The sequence below is a fragment of the Achromobacter sp. genome (assembly GCF_032102605.1).
GTDB lineage: Bacteria > Pseudomonadota > Gammaproteobacteria > Burkholderiales > Burkholderiaceae_B > Achromobacter.
This window is the reverse complement of the sequence record NZ_DAMDGT010000002.1, coordinates 392,942-409,215: the sequence shown is the minus strand read 5'-3', so window position 1 is coordinate 409,215 and position 16,274 is coordinate 392,942. Positions and strand designations below refer to the sequence as shown.

The window sequence follows — 16,274 nt, the reverse complement described above, 5'->3', positions numbered from 1 at the left end:
GCCATGCCGGTACACATCTTTGAACTGGAACGCGTGCCCACCCCGATCGGCACGATGCTGGTGCTGACCGACGCGCAGCAGCGCCTGCGCGCCGTGGACTGGGAAGACTATGAATCCCGCATGCTGAACCTGCTGCGCCGCCAGTACGGCAAGGGCGCCGTGGAACTGCGCGACGCGACCCAGCCGTCGCGGGCGCGCCGCGCGCTCGAGGCCTACTTCGCCGGCGACGTCGGGGCCATCGGGGACCTTCCCGTCGCCCTGGGCGGAACGGCCTTCCAGCAGCAGGTGTGGCAGGCGCTGCGCGGCATCGGCGGCGGAAGCACCGTCAGCTACGGCACGCTGGCCGCGCGCATCGCCCGCCCCACGGCCGTGCGCGCGGTCGGACTGGCCAACGGCGCCAATCCGGTCGGCATCGTCATCCCGTGCCACCGTGTGATCGGGGCCAACGCCTCGCTGACTGGCTATGGCGGCGGGCTGCATCGCAAGCGCTGGCTGCTCGCACACGAAGCCGACTGGCTGGCGGCGCAAAAAGACCCCGCCGCACTTTCAACTTCAGGTTGAAAATGTTGTGAATTTCGAGGCGTTTGCCGTGCCTGCCGCTGGGTAAAGTGCCAGCAGACATCTATCTGCAAGGAGCGCTGGCCCCATGAAAACCTATCGCATCGCAACCATCCCCGGCGACGGCATCGGCAAGGAAGTGATTCCCGCCGGCCAGCGCGTCATGCAGGAACTGGCCGCACAGGGCGGGCCGCGCTTCGAATTCCAGGATTTCGACTGGGGCGGCGACTACTACCGCAAGCACGGCGTGATGATGCCGGCGGACGGCCTGGACGCGCTGCGCGACAAGGACGCCATCCTGTTCGGGTCGGCCGGCGATCCGGACATTCCGGACCACATCACGCTGTGGGGCCTGCGCCTGAAAATCTGCCAGGGCTTCGACCAGTACGCCAACGTGCGTCCCACCCGCATCCTGCCCGGCATCGACGCGCCGCTCAAGCGCTGCACGCCCGAACAACTGAACTGGGTGATCGTGCGCGAGAACTCCGAAGGCGAATACTCGGGGGTCGGCGGCCGCGTGCACCAGGGCCATCCCATCGAGGCCGCCACCGACGTGTCCATCATGACGCGCGCCGGCGTCGAACGCATCCTGCGCTTCGCCTTCAAGCTGGCGCAATCCCGCCCGCGCAAGCTGCTGACCGTCGTCACCAAGTCCAACGCCCAGCGCCACGCCATGGTGATGTGGGACGAGATCGCCGTGCAGGTCAGCCGGGAATTCCCGGACGTCACGTGGGACAAGGAACTGGTCGACGCCGCCACCGCGCGCATGGTCAACCGGCCAGCTTCGCTGGACACCATCGTGGCCACCAACTTGCACGCCGACATCCTGAGCGACCTGGCCGCGGCGTTGGCCGGCAGCCTCGGGATTGCGCCCACCGGCAACATCGACCCCGAGCGCCGCTATCCCTCGATGTTCGAGCCCATCCATGGGTCGGCCTTCGACATCATGGGCAAGGGCCTGGCCAATCCCGTCGGCACGTTCTGGTCGGTCGTCATGCTGCTGGAACATCTGGGCGAAACCGAGGCGGCCGCGCGCGTGATGCAGGCCGTCGAAAGCGTGACCGCCGATCCGTCGCTGCACACCGGCGACCTGGGCGGCCGCGCAACGACGGCTCAGGTGACCGATGCGGTCTGCGCAAAGCTGGCGGCGTCCGCGCAGGCCAAGGCCGCGTAGATCCGGCGCGCGGGCAGAATTGCCCGCCGCCTTCATCAGGTGCGGGGCGCCCACGGGTATCCTGCTCCTGGCCTGGCCGGGGTCCCCGACACCTGGCGAAGGCCAAACCTGGCAACAAATAAAAAGCGAAGTCCATTCGTATCCAGGAGACAAACCATGCATAAGAAAGCGATGACGGCGCGCGCCTTGGCGTTCGCCTGCGTGATGGGCCTGTCCTTCGCGGGCGGGGCGCACGCCCAGTCCTATCCGGCGCGCCCGGTGAACCTGATCGTGCCGTTCCCGGCGGGCGGCACCACGGACGTGCTGGCGCGCGCGCTGGGCCAGGAACTGTCCAAGAGCCTGGGCCAGCCCGTGGTGGTGGAAAACAAGCCGGGCGCGGGTTCGACGCTGGGCGCGGACTACGTGGCCAAGGCGGCGCCCGACGGCTACACGCTGCTGATGGGCGCGGTCCATCACACGATCGCGACCAGCGTCTACAAGAGCCTGCACTACGACTTCCAGAAGGACTTCGCGCCGGTGACCACGGTGGCGCTGGTGCCCAATGTGCTGGTGGTCAATCCGAAATTGGACGCCAAAGACGTGCAATCACTGCTGAAGCTGGCGCAGGCCGCGCCGGGCAAGCTGACCTACGGCTCCAACGGCATGGGCACGGGCCAGCACCTGATCGGCGCGCAATTCGAGCGCGCCGGGCACGTCCAGCTATTGCACGTGCCCTACAAGGGAAGCGGACCGCTGACCACCGATCTGCTGGGTGGCCAGATCGACATGTCTTTCGACACGATCACGCCGGTGCTGCCGCACATCCAGAGCGGCAAGCTGCGCGCGCTGGCCGTCACCACGAACCAGCGCTCGGCCGCGCTGCCGGACGTGCCGACAATGGAAGAGGCCGGCCTGAAGCCTTTCAACATGGGCACGTGGTTCGGCGTGCTGGCCCCGGCGGCGGCCCCGAAAGAAGTGGTGGACCGGCTGAACGCCGAAATGGTGAAGATCATCAAATCGCCGGACTTCACGCGCCGCATGGCGGAAATCGGCGCGGTGCCCATCGGCGACACGCCCGCCGAAATGAAGGCCCGCATCGCGGCGGATACCGAGAACTACGCGAAGCTGGTCAAGGAAGCCAAGGTCGCAATCAATTGACGGGGAGGCGTCCGACGCGAGGGCGGCAGGCGCGGATCCAGCCCCGCGCGATGGGCAGGGCCAGCACCTTGCGGTACACGCCCTGCGCGACGCCCGTCAGCGGTGCGCCTGCACGGCGCCATGCCGGCGCCGTCACTGCAGCGGCAATGGGCGCAAGCAGCAGGCCGCCGGCGATGTCCAGCGGAAAGTGCACGCCCAGGTAGACGCGTGACGTCCCAACCAGCGCCGCGGCCGCCAGCGCCAGCCAGCCCCAGCCCGCCCAGCGCCGGTCCAGGATCAGCGCGAACGCGAACGTGGCGATGATGATGGTGTGGTTGCTGGGGAAGGACGACGTGGGCTTGTGTTCAAAGAACGTGTGCCCCAGGCCGATGACAAACGGCCTGGAATGCGGCCATAGCGCGCCGAACAGGTAGCTGGCGAACAGCGCGACGCCGATGCTGGCCAGCGCCTTGAGCATCAGATCGCGCTGCGCTTCCCGGCCCCACAGCCAGACGGCGGCCATGACGCCGGGCACCAGCAGGATCAGCTTGTTCGCTACCAGCATGGCAGCGTGGATCCGCCACGCGGGCGTGGCGGGATCGGCATTGATCAGAAGAAACAGGGACTGGTTGAAGCTTTCCAGAAAATCCATGACACGTCATCGCGGCGTAATAATTCGATTGCCGCGATGGTAGATGGCTTTCCCGTCAGTTCCCTTACAAAGTGCGGCGAAATCCGCGCTTTTACTTCTGGATGCGTTTGCCCTGCGCGTCGATGACGGGCTCTCCGCTTTCCTTGTTGAACGCGCCCTGTTGCGGCGCCGGCAGGATGTCCAGCACCAGTTCGCACGGACGGCACAGGCGCGCGCCCAGCGGCGTGGACACGAAGGGACGGTTCAGCAGAATGGGGTGCTGCTCGATGGCGTCCAGCAGCGCGTCGTCCGACAGCGACACATCGTCCAGCCCAAGCTCCTGGTAGGGCGTGCCCTTTTCGCGCAGCGCGTCTCGCACGCTGACGCCGGCCTTCTTGAACAGCGCCTTCAGCGTGTCGCGCGACGGCGGGTTCTCCACGTACAGCACGACCTGCGGTTCGATGCCTGCGTTGCGGATCAGGCCCAGGGTATTGCGGGAGGTGCCGCACTTGGGGTTGTGATAGATGGTGACGTCGGACATGAAGGGCTCCTCTTACGGGTGATTCGTCTTGCAAGAGGGGGAGCATAGTCCATCCGCGCGGCCGGAGCCGCGGGGCCGGACAGTCTCATACCGACAGGTGGCGGCGCACGTCCTCGCCGTCGATCGCATCGCGTCCGCCGCGGGCCACGACTTCCCCGCGCGACAGCACCACGAACTGGTCGGCCAGCTCGCGCGCAAAATCGAAATACTGTTCGCACAGCAGGATGGCGATGTCGCCGCGCTGGCGCAGCATGTGGATAACGCGCGCGATGTCCTTGATGATGGAGGGCTGGATGCCCTCGGTGGGCTCGTCCAGGATGATGAGCCTGGGCTCGGCCACCAGCGCGCGCGCAATCGCCAGTTGCTGTTGCTGCCCGCCCGACAAATCGCCCCCACGCCTTGCCAGCATGCTCTTCAGCACTGGAAACAGTTCGAAAACCTCTTCCTTGATGCGACGCGCCCGCGCGGCCGGCTTGGTCGCCATGCCCATCAGGATGTTCTCTTCCACCGTCAGCCGCGCGAAGATGTCGCGGCCCTGCGGCACGTAGGCGATGCCGCGCGCGGCGCGCTGGTGCGGCGCCAGGCGCGTGATGTCCGCGCCGTCGAACGTGATGCCGCCGCGCGCCACCGGCAACACGCCCATCACGCATTTCAGCAGCGTGGTCTTGCCCACGCCGTTGCGCCCCAGCAGCGCCAGGCATTCGCCTTGCCGCACCGACAGCGACACGCCGCGAAGCGTGTGGCTGCCGCCGTAGTATTGGTCGATCGTGCTTACGTCCAGCATGCTTATCGCCCCAGATAGACTTCGATCACGCGCGGGTCGGCCTGCACCTTGCTCATCGGTCCTTCGGCCAGCACCGACCCCTCGTGCAGCACGGTGACTTTGCCGTCGCCGGCAATCTGGTTGACGAAGTCCATGTCGTGCTCCACCACCATCAGGGAATGGCGTCCGCGCAATTCGTTCAGCAGTTCCCCTGTGCGTTCGGTCTCGGCGTCGGTCATGCCGGCCACGGGCTCGTCCAGCAGCAAAAGCTGCGGCTCCTGCATCAGCAGCATGCCGATCTCCAGCCACTGTTTCTGGCCATGCGACAGCAGGCCGGCGGGTCGCCACACCTCGGGCCGCAGGCGGATCAGGTCCAGCGTCTCGCCGATCCGGTCGGCCTGTTCGCTGGACAGGCGCGAAAACAGCGTCGGCCGCACGCGCTTGTCGGTCTTCATCGCCAGCTCCAGGTTTTCGAACACGGTGTGCTGTTCGAACACGGTGGGACGCTGGAACTTGCGCCCGATGCCCGCATGCGCGATCTGCGCCTCGGTCAGCGTGGTCAGGTCGATGCTCTGGCCGAAATAGGCGGTGCCCGCCGTAGGCCGCGTCTTGCCCGTGATGACATCCATCATCGTGGTCTTGCCCGCGCCGTTCGGGCCGATGATGCAGCGCAGTTCGCCCACGCCGATGTCCAGCGTCAGGTCGTTAAGGGCCTTGAAGCCGTCGAAGCTGACCGTGATGCCTTCCAGGTACAGGATTGCCCCGTGGCTGGTGTCCAGGCCCTTGGGACTGACGCGGCCGTAGCCGGCCTCGCCGCTGGGGCCGCCGTCCAGCATGGCCGATTCCGTGTGGGTGCTGGTCATGCCTTGTTCTCCTGGAAGCGGGCCGCGATGCGGCGGGCAAGGCCGACGATGCCGGTGGGCAGGAACAGGGTCACCAGCACGAAGATCAGCCCCAGCGCGTACAGCCAGTATTCCGGCAGCACGCTGGTGAACCACGTCTTCAGGCCATTGACCGCGCCGGCGCCGATGATGGGGCCGATCAGCGTGCCGCGCCCGCCGGTGGCGACCCAGATCACCATTTCGATCGAGTTCTCCGTGGACATTTCACCGGGGTTGATGATGCCGACCTGCGGCACGTACAGCGCGCCCGCGATGCCGCACAGCACGGCGGACAGCGTCCACACGAACAGCTTGAACCCCAGCGGGTCGTAGCCGATGAACCGCAGCCGGCTCTCGGCGTCGCGCACGGCGGTCAGCACGCGGCCCAGCTTGCTCTGCGTGACCATTCGCGCCAGGACCAGCGCGCCGGCCAGCGCGGCCAGCGTCACCCAGTACAGCGTGGCGCGCGTGCCGGGCGCGGTGATGTCAAAGCCCAGGATGCGCTTGAAATCGGTGAAGCCGTTGTTGCCGCCGAAGCCGGTGTCGTTGCGGAAGAACAGCAGCATGGCCGCGAACGTCAGCGCCTGCGTGATGATGGAGAAATACACGCCCTTGATGCGCGATCGGAAGGCGAAGTACCCGAACACAAACGCCAGCACGCCTGGCACCAGCACCACCAGCAGCATGGCGTACCAGAAGTGCTCGGTGAACGCCCAATACCAGGGGTAGGTCTTCCAGTCCAGGAACACCATGAAGTCGGGCAGGTGGCTTTGATAGACGCCGTCGCGGCCGATGGCGCGCATTAGGTACATGCCGTGCGCATAGCCGCCCAGCGCAAAGAACAGCCCGTGGCCCAGCGACAGGATGCCCGCATAGCCCCACACCAGGTCCAGCGCCAGCGCCGCGATCGCGTAGCACATGAACTTGCCCAGCAGGGCCACGGCATAGGCCGACACGTGCAGCGCATGGCCGGGCGGAAAAAACAGGTTCAAGAGCGGCAGCAGCGCCAGCAGGGCGACGGCCACGGCCAGCGCCGTCCACACGCGTGCCGAAAACAGCGGCCGGCGGGTCAGCAGGGTCAAGTCGGTCAGCGCGTTCTGTTTCATTCGACGCTCCGGCCTTTGGGGGCGAACAGGCCTTGCGGCCGCTTTTGGACGAACAGCACGATGAGCACCAGAATGGTGATCTTGGCCATGACGGCTCCCGCGTAGGGCTCCAGGAATTTGTTGACGCCGCCCAGCCCAAGCGCAGCAATGACGGTGCCGGCAAGCTGGCCGACGCCGCCCAACACCACCACCATGAAGGAATCCACGATGTAGCCGCGGCCCAGGTCGGGGCCGACGTTTCCTAACTGGGACAACGCCACGCCCGCCAGCCCGGCGATGCCCGATCCCAGCCCGAAGGCCAGCATGTCGACGCGGCCGGTGGGCACGCCCACGCAATCGGCCATGCGGCGGTTCTGCGTGATGGCGCGCACGAAAAGTCCCAGCCGCGTGTGATTGAGCAGCGCCCACACCAGGAAAACCACGAAGAAGGAAAAGCCGATGATGACGAGGCGGTTGTACGTCAGCACCAGTCCGCCCAGCACGGTAAAGCCGCCCGACATCCAGCTGGGGTTGCCGACTTCCACGTTCTGCGCGCCGAACAGCGAGCGCACGCCTTGCATCAGCATCAGGCTGATGCCCCAGGTGGCCAGCAGCGTTTCCAGCGGGCGGCCATACAGCCAGCGGATCACGGTGCGTTCCAGCGCCATGCCCACCAGCGCGGTCACGACGAAAGCCAGGGGCAGGGCGGCCACCACGTACCAGTCCAGCCATCCGGGCAGCCATGCGCGGAACAGCGTCTGCACCACGTAAGTCACATAGGCGCCGATCATCAAGAGCTCGCCGTGCGCCATGTTGATGACGCCCATCAGGCCAAAGGTGATGGCCAGGCCCAGCGCGGCCAGCAGCAGCACGCTGCCCAGGCTCACGCCATAAAAGATATTGCCCGCCCATTCGATGGTGCCCAGATGCCGGTCGATCTGCTTGACCGCGTTGACGGCGGCCTCGCGCACGCCGGCATCGGGTTCCGCGTAGACGCCGTCGCGTTCCTGCGTCAGGGCGGCCAGCGTCGGGCGAAAGGCGGCATTCTTCGTGTCGCCCAGCACCTGCACCGCGTGTCGCCTCTTGGCGGGATCGTCGCCTTTCAATTCCAGGCTGGCCTGCGCGATCAGCAGCGCGCCGCGCACGGCCTCGTTCTTTTCCGCCGCCAGGGCCTTGTCGATCATGGGCAGGCCGGCAAGATCGCCTGTCTGCTGCAACCGGCGGGCCGCCTCCAGGCGTTCGTTCGCGTTATCGGAGAACAGGCGGGATCCCGCCAGCGCGGCCTCGATGGCGCGGCGCAGGCGGTTGTTGATGGAGATCGTGCCCGCGTCGGCGGGCAGGTCCACGGCGGCGCCCGTGGCGGGATCGGTGGCGCGCGCGCCGCCCGTCCCGATCAGCACGCGGCCGTCGGATGTGGCGTAGAGCTGGTCGCGGCCCAAGGCCTGCAGCGCCGCGGCGGCGCCGGGATCGGGCAGTTGGCCCAGCGCGGCAATCGCTTGCAGCTTGGCGTCCGTGTCGTCGCCGGCCAGCGGCGCAAGCAGGGACTGGTCCAGGCCCGCCGCGCCCGCCGGAGCGGCCAGCGCGGGCAGGACCAGCACCCAGGCAAGAAGAAAACGACGCAAGAAGTGTGCGATTGCCGCGATGCGCATGGCTGCCCTTTCCTTTAGAGGCCTTGCTTGCCTTCGTTGCCCGGGATGTACGGGCTCCAGGGTTGGGCGCGGATCGGGCCCTTGCTCTTCCACACCACGCTGAACTGGCCGTCCGCCTTGATTTCACCGATGTAGACGGGCTTGTGCAGGTGGTGATTGGTCTTGTCCATTTCGACGGTGTAGCCGTCGGGCGCGTTGAACTTCTGGCCGCCCATGCTGGCGATCACCTTGTCCACGTCGGTGGACTTGGCCTGTTCCACGGCCTGCTTCCACATGTAGATGCCGATATAGGTGGCTTCCATGGGATCGTTCGTCACGACCGTGCTGGCGTTGGGCAGGTTCTTGGCCTTGGCGTAGGCCTTCCATTTCGCGATGAACGCTTCGTTGACGGGGTTCTTGACGGATTGGAAGTAGTTCCAGGCGGCCAGGTGGCCGACCAGCGGCTTGGTGTCCACGCCGCGCAGCTCTTCTTCGCCCACCGAGAACGCCACCACCGGCACGTCGGTGGCCTTCAGGCCCGCGTTGCCCAGCTCCTTGTAGAAGGGCACGTTGGAGTCGCCGTTGATCGTGGAGATGACGGCCGTCTTGCCGCCCGTGGCGAACTTCTTGATGTTGGCGACGATGGTCTGGTAGTCGGAATGGCCGAACGGGGTGTAGACCTCTTCGATGTCGCTGTCTTTGACACCCTTGGAATGCAGGAAGGCGCGCAGGATCTTGTTGGTGGTCCGGGGGTAGACGTAGTCGGTGCCCAGCAGCACGAAGCGCTTCGCGCCGCCGCCGTCTTCGCTCATCAGGTATTCCACGGCGGGGATGGCCTGCTGGTTGGGCGCCGCGCCCGTGTAGAAGACGTTCTTCTCCAGCTCTTCGCCTTCGTATTGCACGGGGTAGAAGAGCAGGCCGTTCAGTTCCTTGAAGACCGGCAGCACGGACTTGCGCGACACCGACGTCCAGCAGCCGAAGACCACGGCCACCTTGTCCTGCGACAACAGCTGGCGCGACTTCTCGGCGAACAGCGGCCAGTTCGAGGCGGGGTCCACCACCACGGCTTCAAGCTTCTTGCCCATCACGCCGCCGTTGGCGTTGATTTCCTCGATGGTCATCAGGGCCACGTCCTTGAGCGACGTTTCCGAGATGGCCATGGTGCCCGACAGCGAATGCAGGATGCCGACTTTGATCGTGTCTTCGGCGGCGTGCACCTGCGGCATCCATCCGGACATGGCCAACAGGCTCACGGCGGTCAGTTGCTTAAGGGCTAGTCTGCGTTTCATGGTGACTCCTGGATGGAATGTGCCGGTCTGGCCGGCGAGAACGTTTTGAACAACACCCGACAACGTCATACAAGGGCTCAAAAGCAAAACGCGTGCCAAGTCGCGGCGCGGCGTCCAGCTGCTGTATGAAGAGGGGGTGTTTACGCGGATAGGCGGGACCGGCGCGCGGCGGCGCGGTCAGGATCAAAACGGTGCTGCATGCACAAAACCAGTGCGCGCCGCGCTCGTTCGCGGTGCGGTCCGCGTGCCATGCAAAGGCAGCGGTCGCGGGTTCGCGGGCGACGTCCAGAGAGGACGCAAGGCAAGCGGCCAACATGGCACGCAGATTGCTTGGGAATCCGTACTTGTATACAAGAAAGGATTCCAGCATGAATGCCGCAGCAACGCAGAAGAGCCCTGCCGGTTGGACGATCGCACAGTGGCTGGCCGCCTACCGCGACGGGGCGCAACCCGAAGCGCTATTGGCCGCCTACGCCGTGCCCGCAAGTCCCGACGACAATGCCTGGATACGGCGCGTGGACCGCGCCCAGCTCGACGAGCAGCTCGATGGCCTGCGGCTGTTGCTGGCCGCGGCCGGAGGGGATGTCTCGCGCCTGCCGCTGTATGGCGTGCCCTTCGCCATCAAGGACAACATCGACGCCGCGGGCTGGCCCACCACCGCCGCCTGCCCCGAATTCGCCTATACGCCGATCGAGGACGCGACCGTCGTGCGCCGCCTGCGCGCGGCCGGCGCCATCCTGGTCGGCAAGACCAACCTTGACCAGTTCGCCACCGGCCTGGTGGGCACGCGTTCGCCGCATGGCGCCGTGGCCAATACGTTCAATCCCGACTACGTGAGCGGCGGATCGAGCTCCGGTTCGGCGTCGGTGGTGGCGCGCGGCATCGCGGCCTTTTCGCTGGGCACCGACACCGCGGGCTCCGGCCGCGTGCCGGCGGGCTTCAACAACATCGTCGGCCTCAAGCCCACCAAGGGCTGGCTCAGCACGGCGGGCGTGGTGCCCGCCTGCCGCACGCTGGACTGCGTGTCGATCTTCGCGCTGACGGTGGACGACGCGGAGAAGGTCGCCTTCGTCGCCGGCTGCTATGACGACGCCGATCCCTATTCGCGCAGCATGCCCGCGGGCGCCGCCTTGCCGTGGGCCAAGTCGCCGCGGCTCGCCATTCCGGCATCGCTGGAGTTCTTCGGCGATGCGCAAGCCGCCGCCGTGTTCGACGACGCCGTGCGGGCGCTGCGCGCGGATGGCGCCCAGGTCGAAGCCATCGACTTCGCGCCATTCAGTGAACTGGCCGCGCTGCTGTATCAAGGCCCGTGGGTGGCGGAACGCTTCGCCGCGGTGGAGCCTTTGTGGAAGACAAACCCGGACGCCATCAATCCCGTGGTGCGCGGCATCGTGGAGCAGGCCGCGAACTACAACGCGGTGGACGCGTTCAAGGCCGAGTACCGCCGCGCCGAACTGGCCCGCCAGATCCATCGGGCGCTGGAAGGCTTCGATGCGCTGGTCGTGCCGACCTCGCCGTCCATCTACACGATCGCGCAGCTGGAGGCTGACCCCGTCACGCTGAATTCGCGCCTGGGCGTCTACACCAACTTCGCCAACCTGGCCGACCTGTCCGCACTGGCGGTGCCTGCCGGCATGCGTGCCGATGGCCTGCCGTCGGGAATCACGGTGATCGGCCTGGCATGGCAGGACCGCGCGCTGGCGCAGTTCGGCAAACAATGGCAGGCGCGGCGCGGCCTTCCGCTGGGCGCCACGGGCGAGCCGCTGCCGGCCGTGCCGGTGGATGCGGGTCCGTCCGCCGACGTCGTGCGCGTGGCGGTTGTCGGCGCGCACCTGACCGGCATGCCGTTGAATCATCAACTGACGTCGCGCCATGCGGCGTTCGTGGAGAAGACCGCCACGGCGGGCGACTACCGGCTCTATGCGCTGGCCAACACCACGCCGCCCAAGCCTGGTTTGGTGAAGTCGGACAGCGGCGCCGCCATCGAGGTCGAACTCTGGGATGTGCCGGTGACGGCGTTCGGCGCCTTCGTGGCCGAAATCCCCGCGCCGCTGGGCATCGGCACGCTGGAGCTGGCTGACGGTCGGCTCGTCAAGGGCTTCATCTGCGAGCCGCGCGGCCTTGATGGCGCGCGCGACATCACTGCCTTCGGCGGCTGGCGCGCCTATCTGGCCAGCCTCTCCGCCACCCCCCGATAACCCGCGCCTGACAACAGGGAGTCGCACCGTGTTCGATACCGTTCTGATTGCAAACCGCGGCGAGATCGCCGTTCGCGCCATCCGCACGCTCAAGCGCCTGGGCATCCGCAGCGTCGCGGTCTATTCCGATCCCGACCGCAATGCCGCGCACGTCCGCGAGGCCGACGTGGCCGTCGCGCTGGGCGGCGAAAAGGCCGCCGACAGCTATCTGCGCATGGACCTGTTGCTGGCCGCCGCGCGAGAGCATGGCGCGCAGGCCATCTATCCCGGCTACGGCTTCCTGTCCGAAAGCGCCGATTTCGCGCAAGCCTGCGAAGAGGCAGGCATTGCTTTCGTCGGCCCCACGCCGCTTCAGATTCGTGAATTCGGCTTGAAGCACCGCTCGCGCGAACTGGCCGCGGAAGCGGGCGTGCCCATGACGCCCGGCACCGGACTGCTGTCCAGCCTGGGCGAAGCGCTGTCGCACGCCGAACGCATCGGCTATCCCGTGATGCTCAAGAGCACGGCGGGCGGAGGCGGCATCGGGCTGTCGCGCTGCGAGAACGAGGCCGAACTGACGGTGGCGTTCGACAGCGTGCAGCGCATGGGCGAACACTTTTTCCGCGATGGCGGCGCGTTTATCGAACGCTATTTGGACAACGCGCGGCACGTCGAGGTGCAGATTTTCGGCGACGGCGCGGGCCGCGTCCTGGCGCTGGGCGAACGCGACTGCTCGGTGCAACGCCGCAACCAGAAAGTCATCGAGGAAACGCCGGCTCCCTTGCTGCCCGCCGCCACGCGCGCGGCGCTGCTGGAGGCCGCCGTCAGGCTTGGCGAATCCGTGAACTACCGATCGGCCGGCACGGTGGAATTCATCTACGACCCCGCGCGCGACAGCTTCTATTTCCTGGAGGTCAATACGCGCCTGCAGGTGGAGCATCCGGTGACCGAGGCCGTCACCGGCCTGGACCTGATTGAATGCATGCTGCGCGTGGCCGCTGGCGAGCCGCTGGATTACGCCGCCATGTCGCGCGCCCCGCAAGGCGCGTCGATCGAGGTACGGCTGTATGCCGAGGATCCGCTGCGCCAGTTCCAACCTTCGCCCGGCGTGCTGACCGAGGTGTCGTTTCCGGACGGCGTGCGCGTGGACGGCTGGGTGGAGACAGGCACGGACGTGCCCGCGTTCTACGATCCGATGCTGGCGAAATTGATCGTGCACGCCGACACGCGCGAATCCGCGCTGGACAAGCTGGCCGACGCCCTGGGCCGGACGCGGCTGCACGGCATCGCGACGAACCTGGATTACCTGCGCCAGATCGTGGCCGACGAGCGCTTTCGCGCGGGCAAGCTGTCGACGCGATTCCTGGAGACCTTCGACTACCGCCCCTCCGCGGTCGAAGTGCTGGAAGCCGGCACCTACACCAGCGTGCAGGACTATCCCGGCCGCGCCGGGTATTGGGACATCGGCGTGCCGCCGTCGGGTCCGATGGATGATTACGCATTCCGCATCGCCAACCGCATCGTCGGCAACGCGCCGGACGCGGCGGGCATCGAGACCACGCTAGTCGGGCCGAGCCTGCGCTTTCATGGGGATACGGTCGTGGCGCTGACGGGCGCGGCCTGCGCCGCCACGCTGGACGGCGAACCCGTTCCGATGTGGCAGCCGATATCCGTGAGATCGGGGCAGGTGCTGGCGACTGGACGCGCGCTGTCGGGCTGCCGCAGCTACCTGGCCGTGCGCAACGGCCTGGACGTGCCGCTGTACCTGGGCAGCCGCTCCACGTTCGCCCTGGGCCAGTTCGGCGGACATGCCGGCCGCACGCTGCGCGTGGGCGACATGCTGCCGCTGGTGCGTCCGGAGCTGCCGGGCGCCAATGCCGCGCCGCCGCAGGCGCAGCCACAGGGCGCGCCGCCCGAACTGATCCCGGAGTACGGCAGCGCCTGGGAGATCGGCGTGCTGTACGGCCCGCATGGGGCGCCCGACTTCTTCCAGCCCGAGGCCATCGACGCCTTCTTCGCGGCGGACTGGGAAGTGCACTACAACTCCAACCGGCTGGGCGTGCGCCTGATCGGGCCCAAACCCACGTGGGCGCGCGAGAACGGCGGCGAGGCCGGCCTGCATCCGTCGAACATCCACGATTGCGAATACGCGATCGGCAGCATCAACTTCACCGGCGACAGCCCGGTGATCCTCACGCGCGACGGCCCCAGCCTGGGCGGCTTCGTGTGCCCCGTCACCATCGCCCGCGCCGAGTTGTGGAAGGTCGGGCAGGTCAAACCGGGCGACCGTATCCGCTTCGTGCGGATCGACTACCCGAAAGCCGTGGCGCTGGAGGCGGCGCAGGACCGCAGCATTGCCGACCTGGCGTTGGAAACCCCGGCGGCGACCGAGCCTGCCCCCGTGCCGGCCACGGTGTCCGAGACCATCGTCGCGGCGCTGCCGGCCGAAGGATCGCGTCCGTCGGTCTCGTACCGGCAGGCTGGCGACGGCTATCTGCTGCTGGAATACGGCGACAACGTGCTGGACCTGGCGCTGCGCATGCGCATCCACCTGCTGATGGAGGCGCTGAACGCCGATCCAGTTGCGGGCGTGCTGGAGCTTTCGCCGGGCGTGCGCTCGCTGCAGATCCGCTACGACAGCCGGGTCATCCTGCAAGGCGCGTTGATCGCGCGCCTTCTGGAGATCGAGTCGGGGCTGGCGGACGTGGCCACGCTGAAGGTGCCGACCCGCGTCGTTTACCTGCCCATGGCCTTCGAAGACTCCGCAACGCTGGGCGCCGTGCAGCGCTACCAGGAAACCGTGCGCGCCAGCGCGCCGTGGCTGCCCAACAATGTGGACTTCATCCGGCGCATCAATGGTCTCGCCTCCCGCGACGACGTGCGCCGCATCGTATTCGACGCCAGCTACCTGATCATGGGGCTGGGCGACGTCTACCTGGGCGCGCCCTGCGCGGTCCCGATCGATCCGCGCCATCGCCTCCTGACGTCCAAGTACAACCCGGCCCGCACGTTCACCGCGGAAGGCACGGTGGGCATCGGCGGCGTGTACATGTGCATCTACGGCATGGACTCGCCGGGCGGATATCAGCTTGTCGGGCGCACGCTGCCCATCTGGAACAAGTTCCTGAAAAACCCCGTGTTCCAGGAAGGCAAGCCCTGGCTGCTGCGCTTTTTCGACCAGGTGCGCTTCTATCCCGTCACCGAGGCCGAACTGGACGTGCTGCGCGAGGACTTCCGCGAAGGCCGCGCCACGGTCCGCATCGAAGAGGAAACGTTCGACTTCGCCGCGCACCAGCGCTTCCTGGCCGATCAGGCCGACAGCATCGCCGTGTTCCAGGCGCGCCAGAAGACCGCCTTCGATGCCGAGGTGGCCCTGTGGAAGACCGAGGACGTGGCGGCGGAACCTCCCGCGGCCGAGCCTGAGCCCGAGACCGCTTTGCGCGACGGCGAACGGCTGATCAGCGCCGACATGTGCGGCAACATCTGGAAGATTCCGGTCCAGGTGGGCCAGAGCGTCTCGGCCGGCGACACGCTGGTGGTGGTCGAGGCCATGAAAATGGAGCTCTCGGTCATCGCCCCGGCGTCGGGCACGGTGTCGGCCATCCGCTGCGTGCCGGGCAAACCCGTGAACGCGGGCGACCCCTTGGTGGTGATCACCGAAGACGCCACGTGCGCCGTGACCGGATGATGCGGCTGGAATCCGTCCAGGCCGGCCCGGCCATCCGTCAGGCGCCGGCGCTGGCCGGCTCGCTGGCCGACCAGGTCTACCTGCGTATCAAGGACGACCTCTTCGGCTTTCGGATGCTGCCGGGAGAACGTTTCACCGAGGCCGACCTGGTGGCGCGCCTGGGCGTCAGCCGCACGCCCGTGCGCCTGGGGCTGGCGCGGCTGGAACGCGAAGGCTTCGTGCTGGCGCGGCCGCGCAGCGGCTGGCAGGTGCGTCCGTTCGACTTCGAACGTTTTGAAGCGCTGTACGACGTGCGCGTGGTGCTGGAACTGGCTGCGGTGGAAAAGCTGTGCGCGCGCGAGCCCATGGATGCGGCCGGCATCCTGGGCGCGCTGACGGATGTGTGGCTGGCGCCGCCGTCGCAGCGCATCCTGGACGGCCGGCTGGTGGCGCAGTTGGACGAGGCGTTCCATTGTTCGCTGGTGGCGGCCGCCGGCAACCCGGAGATGGCGCAGATCCACCGCGACGTGACCGAAAAGATCCGCATCGTGCGGCGCCTGGATTTCACCAAGGATTTTCGTGTCGACGCCACCTACGACGAGCATGCGGCCATCCTGCGCGCCGTGCTGGCGCGGCGCGCCGACGAGGCCGGGCGCATGCTGCGGTCCCATATCGACATGAGCAAGGCCGAGGTGCGCAAGATCACGCTGCACATGCTGCACGAAGCACGGCAAAGCGCTGGCTGACGGATGCGCGGCAGGGGC

13 protein-coding genes are annotated in these 16,274 nt (G+C 67.2%); 6 read left to right on the top strand and 7 right to left on the bottom strand.

Annotated features, from left to right (window positions below; translation table 11 throughout):
* The first annotated feature begins 3 nt into the window (after positions 1 to 3).
* The 3 genes from RT614_RS06615 to RT614_RS06605 all read left to right on the top strand — a co-directional run bounded on the left by RT614_RS06615 (position 4) and on the right by RT614_RS06605 (position 2,869).
* Positions 4 to 561 carry a methylated-DNA--[protein]-cysteine S-methyltransferase gene (locus RT614_RS06615; RefSeq protein WP_313621146.1) on the top strand — a complete coding sequence of 186 codons (558 nt, stop codon included), beginning with the start codon at positions 4 to 6 and terminating at the stop codon, positions 559 to 561.
* An 85-nt stretch (positions 562 to 646) separates the two neighbouring features.
* On the top strand, positions 647 to 1,732 hold the full coding sequence (locus tag RT614_RS06610; protein ID WP_313621145.1) for a tartrate dehydrogenase: 1,086 nt from the start codon (positions 647 to 649) through the stop codon (positions 1,730 to 1,732).
* Positions 1,733 to 1,888: 156 nt separating this feature from the next.
* Complete coding sequence (locus tag RT614_RS06605) at positions 1,889 to 2,869, top strand: tripartite tricarboxylate transporter substrate binding protein (protein WP_313621144.1); 981 nt, start codon at positions 1,889 to 1,891, stop codon at positions 2,867 to 2,869.
* Here RT614_RS06605 and RT614_RS06600 read toward each other — a convergent pair.
* The 7 genes from RT614_RS06600 to urtA all read right to left on the bottom strand — a co-directional run bounded on the left by RT614_RS06600 (position 2,862) and on the right by urtA (position 9,666).
* Entirely contained in the window at positions 2,862 to 3,500 is a 639-nt protein-coding gene (locus RT614_RS06600; RefSeq protein WP_313621143.1) for a phosphatase PAP2 family protein, read from the bottom strand. The two genes, RT614_RS06605 and RT614_RS06600, sit on opposite strands and share 8 nt — an antisense overlap.
* A gap of 91 nt (positions 3,501 to 3,591) precedes the next feature.
* Positions 3,592 to 4,020: an arsenate reductase (glutaredoxin) gene (gene arsC, locus RT614_RS06595; RefSeq protein ID WP_313621141.1), complete on the bottom strand. Its 429-nt coding sequence runs from the start codon at positions 4,018 to 4,020 to the stop codon at positions 3,592 to 3,594.
* Positions 4,021 to 4,105: 85 nt separating this feature from the next.
* Positions 4,106 to 4,804 carry an urea ABC transporter ATP-binding subunit UrtE gene (gene urtE, locus RT614_RS06590; RefSeq protein ID WP_313621140.1) on the bottom strand — a complete coding sequence of 233 codons (699 nt, stop codon included), beginning with the start codon at positions 4,802 to 4,804 and terminating at the stop codon, positions 4,106 to 4,108.
* Positions 4,805 to 4,806: 2 nt separating this feature from the next.
* The gene (urtD, locus tag RT614_RS06585) at positions 4,807 to 5,646 is read right to left on the bottom strand and encodes an urea ABC transporter ATP-binding protein UrtD (RefSeq protein ID WP_313621138.1); all 840 of its coding nucleotides are present in this window, start codon (positions 5,644 to 5,646) and stop codon (positions 4,807 to 4,809) included.
* Positions 5,643 to 6,770, bottom strand: a complete 1,128-nt coding sequence (gene urtC, locus RT614_RS06580) for an urea ABC transporter permease subunit UrtC (protein ID WP_313621136.1) — start codon at positions 6,768 to 6,770, stop codon at positions 5,643 to 5,645. The genes urtD and urtC overlap by 4 nt, the downstream gene beginning before the upstream one ends.
* Entirely contained in the window at positions 6,767 to 8,398 is a 1,632-nt protein-coding gene (urtB, locus tag RT614_RS06575; RefSeq protein ID WP_313621134.1) for an urea ABC transporter permease subunit UrtB, read from the bottom strand. Before urtB ends, urtC begins: the two co-directional genes overlap by 4 nt.
* A 14-nt stretch (positions 8,399 to 8,412) precedes the next feature.
* Positions 8,413 to 9,666 carry an urea ABC transporter substrate-binding protein gene (gene urtA, locus RT614_RS06570; protein ID WP_313621133.1) on the bottom strand — a complete coding sequence of 418 codons (1,254 nt, stop codon included), beginning with the start codon at positions 9,664 to 9,666 and terminating at the stop codon, positions 8,413 to 8,415.
* A gap of 368 nt (positions 9,667 to 10,034) precedes the next feature.
* Between urtA and atzF the strand changes: the two genes are divergently transcribed.
* Genes atzF through RT614_RS06555 form a run of 3 tightly spaced genes read left to right on the top strand, consistent with a single transcriptional unit; the run spans position 10,035 to position 16,256 of the window.
* Positions 10,035 to 11,864, top strand: coding sequence for an allophanate hydrolase (atzF, locus tag RT614_RS06565; protein ID WP_313621132.1), 1,830 nt, complete (start codon positions 10,035 to 10,037; stop codon positions 11,862 to 11,864).
* 28 nt (positions 11,865 to 11,892) lie between these two features.
* Complete coding sequence (gene uca, locus RT614_RS06560; RefSeq protein WP_313621131.1) at positions 11,893 to 15,531, top strand: urea carboxylase; 3,639 nt, start codon at positions 11,893 to 11,895, stop codon at positions 15,529 to 15,531.
* Positions 15,528 to 16,256 (top strand): GntR family transcriptional regulator, encoded by a 729-nt coding sequence (locus tag RT614_RS06555; RefSeq protein WP_313621565.1) that lies wholly within the window; start codon positions 15,528 to 15,530, stop codon positions 16,254 to 16,256. The genes uca and RT614_RS06555 overlap by 4 nt, the downstream gene beginning before the upstream one ends.
* Positions 16,257 to 16,274 lie beyond the last annotated feature (18 nt).